This is a genomic window from Streptomyces sp. MS19 (genome assembly GCF_047200595.1).
Taxonomy (GTDB): Bacteria; Actinomycetota; Actinomycetes; order Streptomycetales; family Streptomycetaceae; genus Streptomyces.
Genome location: NZ_JBJZOH010000001.1, coordinates 80,426 through 98,585 on the forward strand (window position 1 = coordinate 80,426; position 18,160 = coordinate 98,585).

Consider the following 18,160-nt stretch of genomic DNA (forward strand, 5'->3'; position numbering starts at 1 on the left):
ACGAGTCGCGAGAACACCCGTGTTGCGCTCCGCGCCCGACGCGGCGGGGCGGGTCTACGATTGGTACAGACCATAGTCTTGACGGCGGGGTGCGTCCGCTTCTTCAATCAGCCGGAGGGCACCCCCATCGGTCACTCCCGCGCCCTCTTCCGGCGAGAGGTATGTCATGATCATGCAAAAATGGTGGAGACGCGCGCTCCGCAAGGTCAGGTACGTCGCGGCCGGTTCGCTGGTCGTCGGGCTGCTGAGCGTCCTGCCCGTGTCACCCGCGTCCGCCGCCACGGGGCAGATCAGCGGGCTGGCCGGCAAGTGCGTGGACGTCGCGGCCGCGTCGAGCGCCAACGGCACGCCCGTCCAGCTCTACGACTGCAACGGCACCAACGCCCAGCAGTGGAACGTCGGTTCGGACGGCACCATCCGCGCCCTCGGCAAGTGTCTGGACGTCGCCGACAACTCCACCGCCAACGGCGCGCAGCTCCACCTGTGGGACTGCACCGGCGGCGCCAACCAGCGCTGGACCGTCACCGCCGCGCGCGACATCGTGAACCCCCAGGCCGACAAGTGCCTCGACGTCACCGGCAACAACTCGGCGAACGGCACCCGCCTCCAGATCTGGACCTGCACGGGCGCGGCCAACCAGAAGTGGAACGCCCCGGCCACCGGGGGCGGCAACCCGAACCCGAGCGGATTCGTCGTCTCCGAGGCGCAGTTCAACCAGATGTTCCCCGGCAGGAACTCCTTCTACAGCTACAGCGGCCTGACGGCGGCGCTCAGCTCGTACCCCGCCTTCGCCACCACCGGCGGCGCGACGATCTCGCGGCAGGAGGCGGCGGCGTTCCTCGCGAACGTCAGCCACGAGACGGGCGGCCTCGTCCACATCGTGGAGCAGAACACCGCCAACTACCCGCACTACTGCGACTGGGGCCAGCCGTACGGCTGCCCGGCCGGGCAGGCCGCCTACTACGGGCGCGGCCCGATCCAGCTCAGCTGGAACTTCAACTACAAGGCGGCGGGCGACGCCCTGGGCATCGACCTGCTGGGCAACCCCTGGCTCGTCCAGAACGACTCGGCGATCGCCTGGCGCACCGCCCTGTGGTACTGGAACACCCAGAACGGCCCCGGCACCATGACGCCGCACAACGCCATGGTCAACCAGCGCGGCTTCGGCGAGACGATCCGCAGCATCAACGGCTCGCTGGAGTGCAACGGCGGCAACCCGACGCAGGTCCAGAGCCGCGTCACCACCTACCAGCGCTTCACGTCGATCCTCGGCGTCCCGACCGGCGCCAACCTGTACTGCTGAACCCCGGCCCCCATCCCGTCAGCGCCACCGGCACCGCCCCCGGCACGGACGAGCAGCGGCCCGCGCCGGGGGCGGGCACGTCGTGTCACCCGGCCTCGGCCCAGGCGCGGGCCAGCAGTCCGTACGAACGCACCCGGTCCGCGTGGCCGTGCGTGAGGGTCGTGATCAGCAGCTCGTCGGCGCCCGTCGCCTCGCGCAGCGTGGCCAGCCCCTTGACGACGGTGTCGGGAGAGCCGACGAACTGCGTGTCCACCCGGTCGGCGACCAGCTCGCGGTCCTCGTCGGTCCACGGCAGCGCGGCGGCCTCCTCGGGCGTCGGGAACGGGATGGCGCCCTCCGCGCTGCGGATGCTGCGCACCCAGGGGGCGTAGCCGGTGGCGAGTTCGCGCGCGGTGGCGTCGTCGGGCGCGACGACGGCGTCGGCGGAGACGAGGACGTACGGCTCCGCCAGCGCGGCCGACGGGCGGAACGCGGCGCGGTACGCCTCGACCGCATCGAGCACCGTCCCGGGGCTGACGTGGTAGTTCGCCGCGAACGGCAGGCCCCGCTCCCCTGCCACCTCGGCGCTCTGCCCGCCGCTGCTGCCGAGCACCCACACCGCGACGTCCGCTCCCGCGCCCGGCACGGGGCGCGCGTCGGCCTCGCCGTCCGTGTAGGTGCCCGCGAGGAGCGCGAGGACGTCGTCCACCTGCTCCGCGTAGTCCGGCGTCTCCGCCTTCGGCTGCTGGAGCAGCGCCTGGTGCAGCCGGAAGCGCGGGGAGTCGAGCAGCCGGGCGAAGCCGGTGAAGCGCGGCGGTATGTACAGGCCCTCAGGCGTGTGCCGGCCGGGCGCGGCGGGCGGCGGCGCGCCGGGGCGTGCGCCGGGCGGGAGGCGCGGCGGGCCGGAGCGGCCGAGGCCGAGGTCGACGCGGCCGGGGAACAGCGCGTCGAGCAGCCCGAACTGCTCGACGACGGCGAGCGGCGTGTGGTGGCCGAGCTGCACGGCGCCCGAGCCGACCCTGATCGTCCGTGTGGCCCGCGCGACGAGCTGGATGACCAGCGCGGGCGTGGTGCCGGCGACTCCAGGGTTGAGGTGGTGCTCCGCCAGCCAGTAGCGGTGGTAGCCGAACTCCTCGGTCCTGCGGGCGAGTTCCTCGGTGTTGCGGAGGGCCTGCGCGGCCGTGGAGCCGGAGCTGACGGGTACCAGGTCGAGCACGGAGAGGGGCACGGGTGGCTTCATGCGGTGGGTGTCTCCCTGGGGTCGTCGGCACGTCGGGCGGCCACGCGCCGGGGCACGCGCCGGGGCACGGGAAGGCCGCCCGAAGGACGTCCGGTCGAACGCACGGTCCCACTGTGACCACCCAATGTTGCGATGCTGTGACCATGGCATGGACACACATACGGGCCCGCCGGGCGCGGTCAGGCCCCTGAGCGGCGCACTTGCCGTCCCGAACGCGCGCCGCCCCCGTCCGGCCGCCCAGGAGACCCATGGACAAGCCGGAAGAGCCCCTGTTAGCTTCCCGTCATCCGCCCGGCGGCCTCCGCCGGGCCCGTCGCGCCCCGGGTGAGGAGGCACACGCATGACCCGCGTCCCGCACGGAACCACGGCTCTCCCGTACGCCTTCGCCGCGCCCCGCCGGATCACACAGCGCGTGCCCCTGTTCCGGCGGCTGGCCATCGACCTGCGCCGCTCGGCCGGTTCGCTCTGTAGCTGACCCCGGGTCACGCGCCCGTTCCCCGCGCCGCGCGCGGTCCGTACGCGCCGTGCGCTCCCGTCGCTCCGTCATCCCCCTGGCTCCGCCCGGCGCGGCGCGCGCCGCGCCGTACCGGCGCGCCCGCGTCCTGACGCCTCCTCCCCCTTCCCGGCAGCCCCGTCCCAGAAGGTGAGCGCACGATGCCCACTCCCGACCATCTCCATCTCGCGGTCGCCCTCGACGGCGCGGGCTGGCATCCGGCGGCCTGGCGCGAGCCGCGCGCCAGGCCAGGCGAGCTGCTGACCGCCCGTTACTGGGCCGACCTCGTCGCCCTGGCCGAGTCGGGGCTGCTCGACTTCGTGACCCTGGAGGACGCGCTGGCCCTCCAGTCCACGGACGCGAACGCGCCCGACGACCGCACCGACCTCGTACGCGGCCGCCTGGACGCGGTGCTCGTCGCCTCCCGCGTGGCGCCGCTGACGCGGCACATCGGCCTGGTGCCGACCGTGACGGTCACGCACACCGAGCCGTTCCACATCTCCAAGGCCGTCGCGACGCTCGACCACATCAGCGGCGGCCGGGGCGGCTGGCGGGCGCAGATCGCGCGCCCGCTGGAGGCGCCGCACTTCGGGCGGCGGGAGATCGCCCCGTTCCCCGCGCCGGGGCCCGGCGGGCGGCTCGCGCCGCCCGAGGAGTACGAGCGGGCGGCGGCGGACGCGTTCGGCGAGACCGAGGACTTCGTGGAGGCCGTCAGGCGGCTGTGGGACAGCTGGGAGGACGACGCGGAGATCCGCGACGCGGCGACCGAGCGGTTCGTGGACCGCGACAGGCTGCACTACGTGGACTTCGCCGGGCGCTGGTTCAGCGTGCGGGGCCCGTCGATCGTGCCGCGCCCGCCGCAGGGGCAGCCGCTCGTGACGGTCCTGGCGCACGCCGCCGCGCCCCGCCGCCTCGGCGCGCGGTCGGCGGACGTCGTGTACGTCACGCCGCGCGACGGCGAGGACGCGCGGGCGGCCGTCGCCGACGTGCGCGCCGAGCAGGCGGCGGCCGGGCGCGGCGGGGAGACCGTGCACGTCTTCGGCGACCTCGACGTGACGCTCGCCGCGACGGCCGCGGAGGCCGGGGACCGCAGGGCCGCGCTCGACGCGCGGGCGGGCGGGGCGCCGGCGAGCGACACGCAGGTGTTCACGGGGACGGCGGCCGAGCTGGCGGACCTGCTGCTGGCGCTGCGCGACGGCGGCCTGACGGGCTTCCGGCTGCGGCCCGCCGTCCTCCCCGACGACCTGGCGGCCATCACCGGCGCGCTGGTGCCCGAACTCCAGCGGCGCGGTGTGTTCCGCACCGCCTACGAGGCGGACACCCTGCGCGGCCTCCTCGGGCTCGGCAGGCCCGCCAACCGTTACGCGGCCGTCCGGTGACCGGCGCCCGCGCGCCCCGCGTCCCCTTTCCCACCCCCCTCCCGATCGGACGGCGTCCATGAGCGCGGAAGCCCAGCGGAAGCACAAGAAGCAGATCGTCCTCGGCGCCTTCGTCAACGGCGTCAACCACACCACCGTCTGGTCCGATCCGCGGGCCGGGAGCCAGATCGACTTCTCGACCTTCCGGCATGTCGCGCAGACGGCGGAACGGGGGAAGTTCGACTTCTTCTTCCTCGCCGAGGGCCTGGCGCTGCGCGAGCGCGGCGGGCTCGTCTTCGACCAGGACATCGTGGGACGGCCCGACACGTTCCCGCTGCTGGCCGCGCTGGCCGCCGTCACCGAACACCTCGGGCTCGTCGGCACGTTCAACGCGACGTTCAACGAACCGTACGAGCTGGCCAAGCAGCTCGCGTCCCTCGACCACCTCTCGGGCGGGCGCGCGGGGTGGAACGTCGTCACCTCCTTCGACGCGTTCACCGGGCGGAACTTCCGGCGCGGCGGCTTCCTGCACCGGGACGACCGGTACGTGCGGGCGCAGGAGTTCCTGGCGGCGGCGCGGCAGTTGTGGGACTCCTGGGACGGGGACGCCGTCGCGGCCGACAAGGAGAGCGGCGCGTTCCTGCGCCGCGCGGACGCCGGGGCGTTCGCGTACTCGGGCAAGCAGTTCGGCATCGAGGGGCGGTTCGCGACACCGCGCAGCCCGCAGGGGCACCCGGTGATCCTCCAGGCGGGCGGCTCGCCGCAGGGCCGCGACTTCGCCGCCGGGGGCGCCGACGCCGTCTTCTGCCCCCTCCAACCGCTGGAGCAGGCACGGGAGTTCTACCACGACGTGCAGGCGAGGGCCGCACGGCAGGGGCGCGCGCCCGGGTCCGTGAAGCTGCTGCCGTCCGCGCACGTCGTGCTCGGCGAGACGGAGGAGGAGGCCGTCGAGCGGCACCGGGACATCGTGCTGCGGCAGATCAGCGGCAAGACGGCGCAGATCCTGCTGGAGACCGTCTGGAACCGCGACCTGTCCGGCTACGACCCGGACGGGCCGCTGCCCGACGTCGAACCGAGCACGGACGAACCCCGCTTCATCCAGGGGCGGGCGAGCATCTTCCAGGACGCGCGCAGGACCGTCGCGCAGTGGCGGGAGATCGCCGAGGCGCACCGCTACAGCCTGCGCGAGCTGGCCATCCACGTCTTCGGGCGGGCGGAGTTCGTCGGCACGCCCACGCGGATCGCCGACGAACTGGACGACTTCGTCCAGCGGGACGGCTCGGACGGCTACATCCTCGGCTCCCACCTGGTGCCGTCGGGGCTCGACGAGTTCGTCGACAAGGTGGTGCCGCTGCTCCAGGAACGCGGCTCGCTGCGCACCGAGTACACCGGCGGCACGCTGCGCGACAACCTCGGCATCCCCGCGCCGGCGGGGGCCGACGGATGACGGCCCAGGACACCGGGACGGCGACGACCGCGAAGGCGGACGGCCTCACCGTCGTCCCCGTCAGGCTCTCCGACCCGCTGTGCGGACCGATGCTGCGCGACCTGGAGCGGGAGTACGTCACGCGGTACGGGCCCGTCGCCTCCGACGAGATGGCGCGCTACCCGGACGCGGAGTTCGCCCCGCCGGACGGCCTGCTGCTGCTCCTGCTGCGGGACGGCGAGGCCGTGGCGGGCGGCGCGTACCGGCGGTACGACGGGCGGACCGCCGAGCTGAAGCGGATCTGGACGCACGCGGCGCACCGCAGGCGCGGGCTGGCGCGCCGGGTCGTCGAGGAGCTGGAACGGGCCGCCGCCGTACGCGGGTACCGCCGCGTGTACCTGACGACCGGGCCCCGGCAGCCGGAGGCGCGCGGGCTGTACCTCGCCGCCGGGTACACGCCGCTGTTCGACACGGCGGCCGACCCGGAGACGATCGGGCCGCTGCCGTTCGAGAAGCTCCTCGGCGCCGTACCGGCTGCCGGAAGACCGGGAGGGACCCGACCATGACATCGGACGCCCACAGAGAGGGCCCGCCGTCCGCCGTCGCCGCCCCGGAGCGGGAACGCGCGCACGAGCCCGAGCCGCACGGCGAGGACGACCTCTCCGGCCTGCGCATCGTGCCCGCCCGGCACTACGGGCGCTGGCTCGCCGGCCTCACGGTCCTCGTGCTGGTGGCCCAGTTCACCCACGGCCTGGTCACCAACCCGGCGTGGGACTGGCCGGTCTTCTTCGACTACCTGCTGGCCGACAGCGTGCTGCGGGCGGTCTGGCTGACGGTCCAGCTCACCCTGTACGGCACGCTGCTCGGCTTCGCGCTCGGGGTCGTGCTCGGCCTGATGCGGCTGTCCCGCAGCGTGGTGCTGCGCGGCGTGGCGTGGGCGTATGTGTGGGCGTTCCGCTCGATCCCGCTGATCGTGCAGCTGCTGTTCTGGTTCAACCTGGCGTACCTCTACCGCGAGCTGGGCTTCGGCGTCCCGTTCGGCCCCGTCCTGTGGAGCGTGGGGACGATGGACCTGATCGGCGCGATGACGGCCGCCGTGATCGGCCTGGCGCTGCACCAGGCGGCGTACGCGGCGGAGATCGTGCGCGGCGGCGTGCTGGCGGTGGACCCGGGGCAGCGCGAGGCGGCGGCGGCGCTCGGCATCCCGCGGCTGCGGCAGTGGCGGCGGATCGTGCTGCCCCAGGCGATGCGCGGCATCCTGCCGAACGCGGCGAACGAGATCATCTCCCTGTTCAAGGGCACGTCGATCGTGTCGGTGATGGCGATCGGCGAGCTGTTCTACCAGGTGCAGGTGATCTACGGGCGCAACGGGCGGGTCGTGCCGCTGCTGATGGTCGCGACGGTCTGGTACATCGTGCTGACGACGGTGCTGACCGTCGCCCAGTACTCCGTGGAGCGGCGCTTCGCGCGGGGCGCGACGCCGCGGGCCGCCGAGAGCCCGGTGCGGCGGCTGCGGGAGCTGGCGGGCGGCAGGCGGCCGGGGACTGCGCGTGCGGCGGGAGGTGCCGGGTGAGCGGCGGGACGGGCGGGGTGATGGTGGACGTGCGCGGCGTCCACAAGTCGTTCGGCGCCCTTCCGGTGCTGCGCGGCGTGGACCTGCGGGTGCGGGCCGGGGAGGTGACCGTCGTGATCGGCCCGTCCGGGTCGGGCAAGTCCACGCTGCTGCGCGGCATCAACCACCTGGAGAAGCCGGACCGGGGCTCGGTGCGCATCGACGGGGAGCTGATCGGCTACCGGCGCGCGGGGCGCACGCTGCGCGAACTGAAGGAGCGCGACGTCCTCAGGCAGCGCGCGCACATCGGCTTCGTCTTCCAGAACTTCCACCTCTTCCCGCACCTGACCGTGCTGGAGAACGTGATCGAGGCGCCGGTGTCGGCCCTGCGCAGGCCGCGCCGCGAGGCCGTCGCGCCGGCGCGGTCCCTGCTCGCCCGGGTCGGGCTCGCGGACCGCGAGGCGGACTACCCGCGCCGCCTGTCCGGCGGGCAGCAGCAGCGGGTGGCGATCGCCCGCGCGCTGGCGCTGGAGCCGAAGGTCCTGCTCTTCGACGAGCCGACGTCGGCACTCGACCCCGAGCTGGTCGGCGAGGTGCTCGGCGTGATCAGGGACCTGGCACGCTCCGGCACCACGATGATCGTCGTCACGCACGAGATCGGCTTCGCCCGCGAGGTGGCCGACACGGTCGTCTTCATGGACCGGGGGCGGATCGTCGAGCAGGGCCCGCCGCCCGACGTGCTGGACCGGCCGAGCCACGAGCGGACGCGGGCGTTCCTCTCCCGGGTCCTCTGACCGTCCGCCCGTCCGCCGCCCCGGCCACCCGTACGCCGGGGCGGCGGACCGGCCCGGCCGTCCGGCGGGCGTTTCCTCCCCCTTTCTCTTCTTTTCTCACCACCCCGTCTCGTCCCTCCCGGAAAGAGCAGCCATGACGCCACGCACCGCCCGCCGCAGAACCGCCGCCGCCCTGACCCTCGCGCTCGCCGCAGCGCTCACGGCCTGCGGCGAGCCCGACGAGCCGGAGGGCGGCACGGGCGGCGCCGCCCCGGGCGACTCCGCCGGTTCGGACGACCCGGGGGTGAACACCAGCCCCGACCAGGACCGCGTCCGCGCCGAGGAGGTCCCCGAGATCGCCGCGCTCGTCCCCGAGGAGATCCGCGAGCGCGGCACCCTGGAGGTCGTGAACTCGGTGGGCGCCGTCCCGCCGCTGAACTTCTACGCGACCGACGACGAGACCGTGATCGGCAGCGAGACGGACGTCGCGGTGCTGGTCGGCGACGTGCTCGGCCTCGACGTCTCGTTCAGCACCGTGGACTGGGCCAACATCTTCGTCGGCCTCGACAGCGGGCAGTACGACGTGGGATTCAGCAACATCACCGTCACCGAGGAACGCAAGGAGAAGTACGACTTCGCCACCTACCGGCTAGACAGCGTCGCGTTCGAGACGTCCGTGAACGCCGACTGGACCGTCGAGGGCCCCGAGGACGTGGCGGGCAGGACCATCGGCGTCGGCTCCGGCACCAACCAGGAGCAGATCCTCGTCGAGTGGAACGAGCAGAACGTCGAGGCGGGCCTCGACCCGGTGGAGATCGCGTACTACGCCAACCCCACCGACTACTACCTCGCCCTCGGCTCCGGGCGGCTCGACGCGTACCTCGGCCCGAACCCCAGCGCCGCCTACCACGCCAGGGTGAGCGGCGAGACCAAGGTCGTCGGCGTCTTCTCCGGCGGCGGCGACGCGCTCCAGGGGGAGATCGCGGCGACCACGCGGAAGGACAACGGGCTGGTGGAGGCCCTCGCGGCGGCGCTCAACGAGGTGATCGACAACGGCGCCTACGCCGAGGTCCTGGAGCGCTGGGGCCTGTCCGACGAGGCGCTCGACGCGTCCGAGATCAACCCGCCGGGGCTGCCCAGGCCCGAGGAGTGAGCGACCCGGCACGGCCGGGCCGCCCGGTCCGGCCGTGCGCGGCGGACGGGAGCCCTGTCGAACGCGCACCGCGCACGAGATATCTTGATGTCGAGCAATGTTGCAGACGTGGAGACGTGGAGCGGAGCATCCGGTGACTGACTCGACCATCATCTACACCCACACCGACGAGGCCCCGGCCCTGGCGACGTATTCGTTCCTGCCGGTGGTGGAGGCGTACGCCTCGACGGCGGGCGTGCGCGTGGAGAGCCGTGACATCTCGCTGGCGGGCCGGATCATCGCCGGTTTCCCCGAGTGGCTCACGGAGGACCAGCGCATCGACGACGCGCTCGCCGAGCTGGGCGCCCTGGCCGGCACCCCCGGCGCCAACATCATCAAGCTGCCGAACATCTCGGCGTCCATCCCCCAGCTCAAGGCGGCCGTCGCCGAGCTCCAGGAGCAGGGCTACGCGCTGCCCGACTACCCGGACGACCCGCGCACCGACGAGGAACGCGACATCCGCGCCCGGTACGACAAGGTGAAGGGCAGCGCGGTCAACCCCGTCCTGCGCGAGGGCAACTCCGACCGCCGCGCCCCCGCCTCGGTCAAGAACTACGCGAAGAACCACCCGCACCGCATGGGCGCCTGGTCGTCCGACTCCCGGACCCGCGTGTCCCACATGACGGCGGACGACTTCCGCTCCACCGAGAAGTCCGCCGTCGTCGCCGCCGACGGGGCGCTGCGCATCGAGCTGGCCGGCGACGACGGCACCACCACCGTGCTGCGCGAGTCCGTGCCGGTCCTGGCGGGCGAGATCGTGGACGCCTCCGTGATGCGGGTGGCGGCGCTGCGCGAGTTCCTGTCGGCGCAGGTGGCGCGTGCCAAGGACGAGGGCGTGCTGTTCTCCGTCCACCTGAAGGCCACCATGATGAAGGTGTCCGACCCGATCATCTTCGGCCACGTGGTGCGCGCGTTCTTCCCCGAGACGTTCGCCACCTGGGGCGGGACCCTGGCCGCGGCCGGTCTCACGCCGAACGACGGGCTCGGCGGCATCCTCAAGGGCCTGGAGTCGCTGCCCGAGGGCGCCGGCATCAAGGCGTCGTTCGAGGCCGAGCTGGCCTCGGGCCCCGCGCTTGCGATGGTGGACTCGGACCGGGGCATCACCAACCTCCACGTGCCGAGCGACGTCATCGTGGACGCGTCCATGCCCGCGATGATCCGTACCTCGGGCCACATGTGGGGCCCCGACGGGCAGGAGGCCGACGCCCTCGCCGTCATCCCGGACAGCAGCTACGCCGGTGTCTACCAGGTCGTGATCGACGACTGCCGCGCCAACGGCGCCTTCGACCCCGCCACCATGGGTTCCGTCCCGAACGTCGGCCTGATGGCGCAGAAGGCCGAGGAGTACGGCAGCCACGACAAGACGTTCGAGATCCCGGCCACCGGCACCGTGCGCGTGCTCGACGGGGACGGCGCCGTCGTCCTGGAGCAGACGGTGAGCGCGGGCGACATCTTCCGCATGTGCCAGACGAAGGACGTGCCGGTCCGCGACTGGGTCAAGCTGGCCGTGAGCCGGGCGCGCGCCACCGGCGCACCCGCCGTGTTCTGGCTGGACGAGGACCGCGCGCACGACGCCCGGCTGATCGAGAAGGTCCGCGCGTACCTCCCCGAGCACGACACGGAGGGCCTGACCATCGCGATCATGTCCCCCGAGAAGGCGACGGCGTTCTCCCTGGAGCGCATCAGGAAGGGCGAGGACACCATCTCCGTCACCGGCAACGTGCTGCGTGACTACCTGACGGACCTCTTCCCGATCCTGGAGCTGGGCACCAGCGCGAAGATGCTGTCCGTCGTCCCGCTGATCAACGGCGGCGGCCTCTTCGAGACGGGCGCGGGCGGCTCGGCCCCCAAGCACGTGCAGCAGCTCGTCAAGGAGAACTACCTGCGCTGGGACAGCCTGGGCGAGTTCCTCGCGCTGGCCGTCAGCTTCGAGCACCTGGCGCAGACCACGGGGAACGCGCGGGCCCAGGTCCTCGCCGACACCCTGGACCGGGCGACGGCGACGTTCCTCGACCGGGACAAGTCCCCCAGCCGCCGCGTCGGCGGCATCGACAACCGTGGCAGCCACTTCTACCTGGCGCTCTACTGGGCCCAGGAGCTGGCCGCGCAGACCGACGACGCCGAGCTGGCCGCGGCGTTCGCCGGCCTCGCGGCCACGCTGGCCGAGCAGGAGTCCGCCATCGTCGGCGAGCTGGCAGCGGCGCAGGGCTCGCCCGCCGACATCGGCGGCTACTACCAGCCCGACCCGGAGAAGGCGGCGGCCGTCATGCGCCCGTCGAAGACCTTCAACCAGGCGATCGACTCGCTCGCCTGACGCGCAGCCCGCGCCGTACGCCCGTAAGCCCGTACGCCCCGGCCAGGCGGCTTCCCGCCCGGCCGGGGCGTACGCGTTCCCTCACCCGCGTGCGCCGCCGGTCACGGCACGCGGGCGACGCCGCCCATCCCGACGCTCGCCGGGTAGTCCCCCACCTGCACGTCGGGCCGCCACTCGGGCATGGGGACGACGCCCGGTTCGAGCAGTTCGAGCCCGTCGAAGAAGGCGGTGATCTGCTCGCCCGACCGCAGGATGTACGGGACGGCGCCGGTGTCGTTGTACGTGTCCTGCGCGGCGATCAGCTCGGGATCGGTCGCGGCGCCATGGCTGAGCATCAGATAGCTGCCGGGGCACAGGCCCGCCACCAGGCGGCGCACGATGTTCCGTGCCACGCCGAAGTCGGCCACGTGGCCCAGCACGTCCGACAGGATCAGCGCGGTGGGCCTGCTGAAGTCGAGCGTCTTCGCGGCCTCCGCGAGCACCGTCTCGGGGGCGTGCAGGTCGGCGTCGATGTACTGCGTGACCCCCTCGGGCGCCGAGGTGAGGAGCGCCTGCGCGTGGAGCAGGATCAGCGGGTCGTTGTCGACGTAAACGATCTTGCTGGACGGCGCGACGCGCTGCGCGACCTCGTGCGTGTTGTCGACCGTCGGGAGGCCGGTGCCGACGTCGAGGAACTGCCGTATCCCCGCCTCCCCGGCGAGGAAGCGGATCGAGCGCGTCAGGAAGTACCGGGAGGCGCGGGCCATGGCGTCGATGTCCGGGACGGTGCGGCGGTAGGCGTCGCCGGCCTCGCGGTCGACCTGGTAGTTGTCCTTGCCGCCGAGCCAGTAGTTCCAGATGCGCGCCGAGTGGGGCACCGAGGTGTCGATGCCGGCGGGGACGCTCTGCGCGTCGGACGTGCTCATGGTGGTCTCTCCGCTCCGTTCTGGGCGTACGGGGGTCATGGAAGACATGTTCCCGCAGTAACCCGCGATGCCCAACGTCGTTATGGGAACGGGTGCTTCGGGGGAAGGCCCCGACGGGGCACGGCCGATTCGAGGGATGGTTTTCGTGTACGAGATGCTCGCCGCGCTGCTGGTCGAGGAGTTCGGCTGCGAGGCGGACGCGGTGACGCCGGAGGCGACCTTCCGGAGTCTGGAGCTGGACTCGCTGTCGCTGGCGGAGATCGCGGTGCTGGTCGCGGACCGCACCGGTGTCTTCGTCGAGGACGCCGGTCTGGGCCTGGACAGCACGCTGGCCGGGGCCGCCGCCGGGTTCGAGGCGGCGTCGGCGCCGTCCGGGAGCGCGGCCTGATGGGCGGTGTCCCGGACGCCTGTTGGGGCCCCGGTGCCGTCGCGGTCACGGGCGTCGGGCTCGTGACGCCGGGCGGGACCGGGGTGGCCGGGGCGTGGGACGCGGTGTGCCGGGGGCTGCCGACGGCGCGGTGCGACCCGGAGCTGGCCGGGCAGCCGGCGGACCTGACGTGCGCGGTGCCGGACTTCGACGGCGACGCGCTGCTCGGGCGGCGGCTCGCGCGGCGGATGGACCGGGTGGCGCAGTTCGCCGTCGTGGCGGCCAGGGAGGCGGTCGCGATGGCGGGCCTGGGCGGGCGGACGTGGCCCGGGGAGCGGGTCGCCGTCCTGTTCGGCGCCGGCGGGTCGAGCTTCGAGGGGCTGACCGACGCGTACCCGAAGCTGCTCGCGGGGCGCGCGCGGGCCATCTCGCCGATGACGCTGCCGCGTTCGCTGCCCAGCGCGCCCGCCGCCGAGGTGGCGCTCGACCTGGGCGTGTCGGGGCCGGGCTTCGCGACGTCGGCGGGCTGCGCGTCGGCGCCGGTGGCCGTCGGCGTGGGCCGCGACCTGCTGCGCTCCGGGACGGTGGACGTGGTGGTGGCCGGAGGTGCTGAATCGTTGCGCCACCCGCTGGCCGCCGCCGGTTTCGCGCAGCTCGGCGTCGTCTCGCGGACCGCGGCCCGGCCGTTCGCCGCCGACCGGGACGGCTTCGTACCGGCCGAGGGGGCGGGCGTACTCGTCCTGGAGAGCGGTGCGCACGCCTGCGCGCGGGGCGCGGAGGTCCTTGCCTGGCTCGGCGGGTACGGCGCCGCCGGGGACGGCCACCACGTCGCCGCGCCGCACCCGGACGGCGTGGGAGCGGAGCGCGCCCTGCGCGCGGCGCTGGCGGCGGGCGGCGCGGAGCCGTGCGCCGTCGGGCACGTCAACGCGCACGGCGCCGCGACGCGCCTCAACGACCGCGCCGAGGCCCGCGCCCTCACCCGGCTGCTGCCGCACCGGCCCCCGGTCACCGCGACCAAGGGCGCCCTGGGCCACGCGGGCGCCGGCTCAGGCGCCATCGAGGCGGTCGTCACGGTCCTCAGCCTCCGCGACCAGCTGATCCCGCCGACGGCGGGGCTGACCGGCCCCGACCCCGAGTTCACCCTGGACGTCGTCACCGGCGCCCCCCGGCGCGCGGCCCTGCGGACCGCCGTGTCGGTCTCCACCGCGCTCGGCGGGCAGAACGCGGCGCTCCTCCTCCTCGCGGCCTGACGCCCCCTCTCCCCCGTTCCGCATCCGACCCCGATTCCGCACGCACATCCACAAGCACATCCACACGCACGAAAGCAGTCATGCACACCCTCCCGGCCCTCGCGCCCCCGTCCCGTGCCGTCGAAACCGCCCGACTCCTGCTGCGCCTGCGCACGGCGAGCGACCCCGCCCCCGTCCACGAGCAGTTGCGCGCCCTCGGGCCCGTCCTGCGGGTGCCCTGGCTGAGGTCCCTGGTCGTCACAGGCCACGACGAGTGCCGCGCGATCCTGCGGGACGGATCGTTCATCCACCCGGACGCGGGCTGGCGGGACAGGCACCAGCCCGGCTGGCGCGCGCACCCCGCCATGCGGGACCTGTACTCGTCGCTGCTCACGTCGAACGCGCCCGGCCACGGGCGGCTGCGCGCCACGCTCGCGCCGCTGTTCTCGCGCGGCGCGGTGGCTGGGCTGCGGCCGAGGATCGCCGAGCTGGCCGAGGACTGCCTCGACGGTCTGGCGGCGGTGCTGCGCGAGGGCGTGGCGGACATCGCGGCCGAGGTCGGCGTGCCGCTGCCCGCGCGCGTGATGTGCTCGTGGCTGGGGCTGCCGGAGGAGGACGCGCCGGTGCTGACGGGCCTGTCGCGGCGCTTCGCGGCGGTGCACGAGCTGTCGCCGAGTGAGGCGCAGATCGCCGACGCGGACCGGGCGCAGGGCGAGCTGCGCGCGTACTTCACGCCGGTGGTGCGCGCGTGCGCGGCGGGCAGGGGCCACGGCGTCCTGGCGCGGTGGATCGCGGCGGGCGGGCTGAGCGAGGAGGAGTACGTGGTGAACGCGGCGCTGCTGTTCGTCACCGGCTTCGAGACGACGGCGGCGCTTCTCGCGACGGTGACCCGTGTCGTCCTCGAACAGCCCGCGCTGGGCGACCGGTTGCGCGAGGCGCCGGAGGAGGAGGTGGCGGCGGCGGTCGAGGACGTGATGCGCCGCTACCCTCCGGCGGCGCTGCTCAGCCGCGTCGCGACGGAGGAACGGACTCTGGGGGGCGTGCGCGTGCCGCCTGACCAGCTCGTCCACCTGCTGCTCGGGCCGGCGAACCTGGACCCGGCGGCGCGGCGTTCGGCGGCGGCGCACCTGTCGTTCGGCAGCGGCGCGCACTACTGCCTGGGGGCGTCGGTGGCCCGGCTGGAGCTGGCCGTGTTCCTGCCCGCGCTGCTGGGGCGCTTCCCCGCTCTGCGGCTGGCGGCGCCACCGGAGGCGGCGGACGGGCTGGCGCACCCGCAGGCGCGGCGGCTGCTGGTGACGGAGTACATGCCGGTGGGCGTGTTCTGACGGGCGCGGGCCCGGCGTTCCATGACGGGGGCGCCGGGCGGCCGACCGGGGTGACGCGCGTAGTTTCCGGCCGACGACTGGCAGGTACATATCAAAGTACCGGCCGCGACCGGCCGGCCCCCCACGGAGAGGCCCTCCCATGCGGATACCGCCGGCAGCCGGCGCGCTGGCGCTCGCCCTGCTCGTCCCCGCCCCCTACGCCTCGGCGGACGCCGGCACGGGCGCGGCCGGGTACTACGACGACGCGGACGGGCTGACGGGCGCGGCGCTGCGCGACGCGCTGCACGACATCGTCAGCACGGGCGTGACGACCCTGACGTACGCGCAGGTGTGGGACGCCCTCAAGGTGACCGACCGGGCGCCGTCCGACCCGGACAGCGTCGTCCTCTTCTACACCGGCCAGTTGCGGGACGCCGACGAGAACGGCGGGGCGGTCGGCGACTGGAACCGCGAACACCTATGGGCGCAGTCGCACGGCGACTTCGGCACGGGACGCGGGCCGGGGACCGACCTGCACCACCTGCGGCCGACCGACGTGCAGGTCAACAGCAGGCGCGGCAACAAGGACTTCGACGACGGCGGCTCAGCCGCACCCGGCGCGCCCGGGAACTACACGGACGCCGACTCCTGGGAGCCGCGCGACGCGGACAAGGGCGACGTGGCGCGTGCGCTGTTCTACATGGCCGTGCGGTGGGAGGGCGGCGGCGGGTTCGCCGACCTGGAGCTGAACGACGCGGTGGACAACGGCGGCAGCCCGTACATGGGGCGGCTGTCGACACTGCTGGAGTGGCACGAGGCGGACCCGCCGGACGCGTTCGAGCGGCAGCGGAACGAGACGGTCTACGCGTCGTACCAGCACAACAGGAACCCTTTCGTCGACCACCCCGAGTGGGCCGCCGAGATATGGGACTGACGGCCGGGTCCCGGCCGTGCAGCATGGACGGCAGGGGCCGCGGCGACGGGCCCGCGCCATGAACCGGGAGGCACCGGATGCGGGTGATCGAGGGGCACGGCGTGCGGCTGCGTGCGGCGGGTGAGGGGGACCGCGAGCGGTTCACCGGCATCCTCGCCGCGCCGGGGGTGGCGCGCTGGTGGGGTGACGCGCGGGAGGAGGCGGCGGGGGTGTGCGCGCCGGAGGAGGGGACGCGTTCGTACGCGATCGAGCGCGGCGGTGCGGTGGTCGGGCTCGTGCAGGCATGGGAGGAGACAACGCCTCATTACCGGCACGCGGGGCTCGACGTCGCGGTGGACGCCGCGTGCCAGCGGCGGGGATTCGGGGGCGCGGCGCTGTATGTGCTGGCGCGTCACCTCTTCGAGGTGGAGGGGCACCATCGGCTGACGATCGATCCGGCGGTGGGGAACGAGGGCGCGGTGCGGCTGTATCAGCGGCTGGGATTCCGGCCGGTGGGCGTGATGCGGCAGTACGAGCGGCGGGCGGACGGGACTGTGCGGGACGGCCTGTTGATGGACATGCTGGCGGGGGAACTGGTGGTACCTCCGCTGCCGCGGTGAACAGCCGTGGAAACGGCGGCGCGTGGCGCGTCCGGCCAGGGAGGGGACGGACACACCACGCGCGGGCGCTCGGGCGAAGTCGGACGCCGGTGCGGCTCAGGCCTTGCGGGCGACGCCTCCGGCCATCAGTTCCTGGGCCACGTCGAGGGGCAGCGCGACAGGGCTGTCGGGCCGCCACAGCGGCAGGGACACCACGCCGGGGTCGAGGAGTTCGAGGCCGTCGAAGTAGGCGGTGATCTCCTCGATGGTGCGGAAGCGGCCGGTGCCGAGGAAGTCCAGCATCGTCACCTCGACGGCGCGTGCCTCGGGGCCGGTGTCGCAGAAGCAGGTGAGGACGAGGTGGCTGCCGGGCGGGACCGCGTCCATGTAGGCGGTGACGACGCCCTGGGGGCCCTCGTCGTCGTGGAGATGGTGCAGGATACCGACCAGCATGACGCCGACGGGCTTGGAGAAGTCGATGAGGCGCTGGACGCCGGGGTGTCCGAGGACGGCGGCGGGGTCGCGGAGGTCGGCGGTGACGACGGCGGTGCGGTCGTTCTCCTCCAGCAGGGCGCGGCCGTGGGCGAGGACGATGGGGTCGTTGTCGACGTAGACGACGCGCGCGTCGGGGTTCTGGCGCTGGGCGACCTGGTGGGTGTTCTCCAGGGTGGGCAGGCCCGCGCCGAGGTCGATGAACTGGTCGATGCCGACGGCGTCCGAGGCCAGGTGGCCCACCATCCGGCCGAGTGCGGCGCGGTTGTACCAGCCGACATCGCTGATGTGCGGCATGTTGCGGCGCACCTCGTCGGCGACGACGCGGTCGACCTCGTAGTTGTCCTTGCCGCCGAGGACCGCGTCGTAGACGCGCGCGATGCTCGGCCTGCTGAGATCGATCTCCGGGGCCGTGCCGCCGTCCGGTGTCCCGTTCTGCTGATCCGCCATGGCGGACCTCCCCTCTTCCCGGCTTGTCTCCGGCGTCTCTCCGGTTCCGTCCGCGTTCCGGACGCCCCGCGCGTCGGGCAAGACTAACGTGCGTGACGCGGGCAGACACCCCGTTGTTGATCATCAACTCGCCGCATGGGCACGCAAGTTATCGATCCGATACCTCGCGGGGAGCCGCCGGGCGGACGGTCCGTCAGGAAGGGCGGCCCGGGGGTCGGCGGGTGAATAGCCGGGAAATACCCTTGCCACCTCCGATTACGGAGAGTAACGT

17 protein-coding genes are annotated in these 18,160 nt (G+C 73.7%); 14 read left to right on the top strand and 3 right to left on the bottom strand.

What is annotated here, in order from left to right; translation table 11 throughout:
• Nucleotides 1-166 precede the first annotated feature (166 nt).
• Nucleotides 167-1,303, top strand: a complete 1,137-nt coding sequence (locus ACL02R_RS00370) for a glycoside hydrolase family 19 protein (RefSeq protein WP_412794752.1) — start codon at nucleotides 167-169, stop codon at nucleotides 1,301-1,303.
• Between the two features lie 85 nt (nucleotides 1,304-1,388).
• Here ACL02R_RS00370 and ACL02R_RS00375 read toward each other — a convergent pair whose 3' ends face one another.
• Complete coding sequence (locus ACL02R_RS00375) at nucleotides 1,389-2,522, bottom strand: LLM class flavin-dependent oxidoreductase (protein ID WP_412794753.1); 1,134 nt, start codon at nucleotides 2,520-2,522, stop codon at nucleotides 1,389-1,391.
• Nucleotides 2,523-2,862: 340 nt separating this feature from the next.
• Between ACL02R_RS00375 and ACL02R_RS00380 the strand changes: the two genes are divergently transcribed.
• The 8 genes from ACL02R_RS00380 to ACL02R_RS00415 all read left to right on the top strand — a co-directional run bounded on the left by ACL02R_RS00380 (nucleotide 2,863) and on the right by ACL02R_RS00415 (nucleotide 11,630).
• Entirely contained in the window at nucleotides 2,863-2,997 is a 135-nt protein-coding gene (locus ACL02R_RS00380; protein ID WP_412794754.1) for a hypothetical protein, read from the top strand.
• Between the two features lie 179 nt (nucleotides 2,998-3,176).
• Nucleotides 3,177-4,394 (top strand): LLM class flavin-dependent oxidoreductase, encoded by a 1,218-nt coding sequence (locus tag ACL02R_RS00385; protein ID WP_412794755.1) that lies wholly within the window; start codon nucleotides 3,177-3,179, stop codon nucleotides 4,392-4,394.
• Between the two features lie 58 nt (nucleotides 4,395-4,452).
• A complete protein-coding gene (locus ACL02R_RS00390) occupies nucleotides 4,453-5,820 on the top strand; it encodes an NtaA/DmoA family FMN-dependent monooxygenase (protein ID WP_412794756.1) in 1,368 nt (455 codons plus the stop codon).
• On the top strand, nucleotides 5,817-6,365 hold the full coding sequence (locus tag ACL02R_RS00395; RefSeq protein WP_412794757.1) for a GNAT family N-acetyltransferase: 549 nt from the start codon (nucleotides 5,817-5,819) through the stop codon (nucleotides 6,363-6,365). The genes ACL02R_RS00390 and ACL02R_RS00395 overlap by 4 nt, the downstream gene beginning before the upstream one ends.
• Nucleotides 6,362-7,372, top strand: coding sequence for an amino acid ABC transporter permease (locus tag ACL02R_RS00400; protein WP_412794758.1), 1,011 nt, complete (start codon nucleotides 6,362-6,364; stop codon nucleotides 7,370-7,372). The genes ACL02R_RS00395 and ACL02R_RS00400 overlap by 4 nt, the downstream gene beginning before the upstream one ends.
• 20 nt (nucleotides 7,373-7,392) lie before the next feature.
• Nucleotides 7,393-8,145, top strand: a complete 753-nt coding sequence (locus ACL02R_RS00405) for an amino acid ABC transporter ATP-binding protein (RefSeq protein ID WP_412795152.1) — start codon at nucleotides 7,393-7,395, stop codon at nucleotides 8,143-8,145.
• Nucleotides 8,146-8,278: 133 nt separating this feature from the next.
• Nucleotides 8,279-9,277: an ABC transporter substrate-binding protein gene (locus tag ACL02R_RS00410; RefSeq protein ID WP_412794759.1), complete on the top strand. Its 999-nt coding sequence runs from the start codon at nucleotides 8,279-8,281 to the stop codon at nucleotides 9,275-9,277.
• Nucleotides 9,278-9,410: 133 nt separating this feature from the next.
• Nucleotides 9,411-11,630, top strand: coding sequence for an NADP-dependent isocitrate dehydrogenase (locus tag ACL02R_RS00415; protein ID WP_412794760.1), 2,220 nt, complete (start codon nucleotides 9,411-9,413; stop codon nucleotides 11,628-11,630).
• 101 nt (nucleotides 11,631-11,731) lie between these two features.
• On the opposite strand, the gene ACL02R_RS00420 is transcribed toward ACL02R_RS00415, so the two are convergent.
• Complete coding sequence (locus tag ACL02R_RS00420; protein ID WP_412794761.1) at nucleotides 11,732-12,535, bottom strand: SAM-dependent methyltransferase; 804 nt, start codon at nucleotides 12,533-12,535, stop codon at nucleotides 11,732-11,734.
• Between the two features lie 154 nt (nucleotides 12,536-12,689).
• Between ACL02R_RS00420 and ACL02R_RS00425 the strand changes: the two genes are divergently transcribed.
• The 5 genes from ACL02R_RS00425 (at nucleotide 12,690) to ACL02R_RS00445 (ending at nucleotide 16,968) form a co-directional block, all read left to right on the top strand.
• Nucleotides 12,690-12,923, top strand: coding sequence for a phosphopantetheine-binding protein (locus ACL02R_RS00425; protein ID WP_412795153.1), 234 nt, complete (start codon nucleotides 12,690-12,692; stop codon nucleotides 12,921-12,923).
• Entirely contained in the window at nucleotides 12,923-14,152 is a 1,230-nt protein-coding gene (locus tag ACL02R_RS00430) for a beta-ketoacyl-[acyl-carrier-protein] synthase family protein (protein WP_412794762.1), read from the top strand. The genes ACL02R_RS00425 and ACL02R_RS00430 overlap by 1 nt, the downstream gene beginning before the upstream one ends.
• A gap of 80 nt (nucleotides 14,153-14,232) precedes the next feature.
• Nucleotides 14,233-15,456 (top strand): cytochrome P450, encoded by a 1,224-nt coding sequence (locus ACL02R_RS00435; RefSeq protein WP_412794763.1) that lies wholly within the window; start codon nucleotides 14,233-14,235, stop codon nucleotides 15,454-15,456.
• Nucleotides 15,457-15,595: 139 nt separating this feature from the next.
• Nucleotides 15,596-16,369, top strand: coding sequence for an endonuclease I family protein (locus tag ACL02R_RS00440; RefSeq protein WP_412794764.1), 774 nt, complete (start codon nucleotides 15,596-15,598; stop codon nucleotides 16,367-16,369).
• A gap of 77 nt (nucleotides 16,370-16,446) precedes the next feature.
• Nucleotides 16,447-16,968 (top strand): GNAT family N-acetyltransferase, encoded by a 522-nt coding sequence (locus ACL02R_RS00445; RefSeq protein WP_412794765.1) that lies wholly within the window; start codon nucleotides 16,447-16,449, stop codon nucleotides 16,966-16,968.
• 96 nt (nucleotides 16,969-17,064) lie between these two features.
• On the opposite strand, the gene ACL02R_RS00450 is transcribed toward ACL02R_RS00445, so the two are convergent.
• Nucleotides 17,065-17,889 (bottom strand): SAM-dependent methyltransferase, encoded by an 825-nt coding sequence (locus ACL02R_RS00450; protein ID WP_412794766.1) that lies wholly within the window; start codon nucleotides 17,887-17,889, stop codon nucleotides 17,065-17,067.
• Between the last annotated feature and the right edge of the window lie 271 nt (nucleotides 17,890-18,160).

What these genes read in the sequence shown, in the direction of transcription:
- ACL02R_RS00440 (WP_412794764.1), top strand. Translation starts at nt 15,596, where the DNA reads ATGCGGATACCGCCGGCAGCCGGCGCGCTGGCGCTCGCCCTGCTCGTC.
- ACL02R_RS00375 (WP_412794753.1), bottom strand. Translation starts at nt 2,522, where the DNA reads ATGAAGCCACCCGTGCCCCTCTCCGTGCTCGACCTGGTACCCGTCAGC.
- ACL02R_RS00445 (WP_412794765.1), top strand. Translation starts at nt 16,447, where the DNA reads ATGCGGGTGATCGAGGGGCACGGCGTGCGGCTGCGTGCGGCGGGTGAG.
- ACL02R_RS00450 (WP_412794766.1), bottom strand. Translation starts at nt 17,889, where the DNA reads ATGGCGGATCAGCAGAACGGGACACCGGACGGCGGCACGGCCCCGGAG.
- ACL02R_RS00410 (WP_412794759.1), top strand. Translation starts at nt 8,279, where the DNA reads ATGACGCCACGCACCGCCCGCCGCAGAACCGCCGCCGCCCTGACCCTC.
- ACL02R_RS00380 (WP_412794754.1), top strand. Translation starts at nt 2,863, where the DNA reads ATGACCCGCGTCCCGCACGGAACCACGGCTCTCCCGTACGCCTTCGCC.
- ACL02R_RS00385 (WP_412794755.1), top strand. Translation starts at nt 3,177, where the DNA reads ATGCCCACTCCCGACCATCTCCATCTCGCGGTCGCCCTCGACGGCGCG.
- ACL02R_RS00435 (WP_412794763.1), top strand. Translation starts at nt 14,233, where the DNA reads ATGCACACCCTCCCGGCCCTCGCGCCCCCGTCCCGTGCCGTCGAAACC.
- ACL02R_RS00430 (WP_412794762.1), top strand. Translation starts at nt 12,923, where the DNA reads ATGGGCGGTGTCCCGGACGCCTGTTGGGGCCCCGGTGCCGTCGCGGTC.
- ACL02R_RS00390 (WP_412794756.1), top strand. Translation starts at nt 4,453, where the DNA reads ATGAGCGCGGAAGCCCAGCGGAAGCACAAGAAGCAGATCGTCCTCGGC.
- ACL02R_RS00425 (WP_412795153.1), top strand. Translation starts at nt 12,690, where the DNA reads ATGCTCGCCGCGCTGCTGGTCGAGGAGTTCGGCTGCGAGGCGGACGCG.
- ACL02R_RS00395 (WP_412794757.1), top strand. Translation starts at nt 5,817, where the DNA reads ATGACGGCCCAGGACACCGGGACGGCGACGACCGCGAAGGCGGACGGC.
- ACL02R_RS00400 (WP_412794758.1), top strand. Translation starts at nt 6,362, where the DNA reads ATGACATCGGACGCCCACAGAGAGGGCCCGCCGTCCGCCGTCGCCGCC.
- ACL02R_RS00370 (WP_412794752.1), top strand. Translation starts at nt 167, where the DNA reads ATGATCATGCAAAAATGGTGGAGACGCGCGCTCCGCAAGGTCAGGTAC.
- ACL02R_RS00420 (WP_412794761.1), bottom strand. Translation starts at nt 12,535, where the DNA reads ATGAGCACGTCCGACGCGCAGAGCGTCCCCGCCGGCATCGACACCTCG.
- ACL02R_RS00405 (WP_412795152.1), top strand. Translation starts at nt 7,393, where the DNA reads ATGGTGGACGTGCGCGGCGTCCACAAGTCGTTCGGCGCCCTTCCGGTG.